The organism is Nocardia vinacea NBRC 16497 (assembly GCF_000308835.1).
GTDB lineage: Bacteria > Actinomycetota > Actinomycetes > Mycobacteriales > Mycobacteriaceae > Nocardia > Nocardia vinacea.
In genome coordinates this window covers 1-435 of sequence record NZ_BAGN01000297.1, presented here as the reverse complement: position 1 = coordinate 435, position 435 = coordinate 1, and the positions used below count along the sequence as shown (strand labels likewise).

Sequence of the window (435 nt, the reverse complement as noted above, 5' to 3'; positions counted from 1 at the left end):
TTTCGTGTCGACGTTCAAGTAATTCCCGCCGCGTTCGTTCAAGTAATCGGGCAGGTGGTGGGTCCTGGTTGATGTTCTACCCGATGGCCTCCTTGTGTGGTTCGTCTTTGGCGCCAGGCCGCTTGTTCGGCCTGTAGGACGGTCCGTTCATGAACACCTGATGGCTGGTGTTGATCAGCCTGTCCAGGAGGGACTCAGCGACAACCGGATTCGGGAACAGTGGATACCAGTCGACCGGCGACCGGTTCGAGGTGAGCACCATGGAGACGCCGGCGGCGGCGCGTTCGGAGATCAGCTCGTAGAGATCGTCAGCCTGGGTGGCGGTGAGTTCTCGCATGCCGAAGTCGTCGACTAATCCCGATCTCGGGATTACTCGACTTATCCCGAACCGGGGATTATCCCGATGTCTGGCGGGATTGACGTGGGAGTGGTTGT

Annotated in this window: 1 protein-coding gene; it reads right to left on the bottom strand. The window is 59.1% G+C overall.

Features of this window, described 5'->3' with window-relative positions; translation table 11 throughout:
• Window positions 1-76: 76 nt before the first annotated feature.
• On the bottom strand, window positions 77-435 hold a 359-nt coding region (locus ON44_RS33560; protein ID WP_169338121.1), incomplete at its 5' end, for an ATP-binding protein.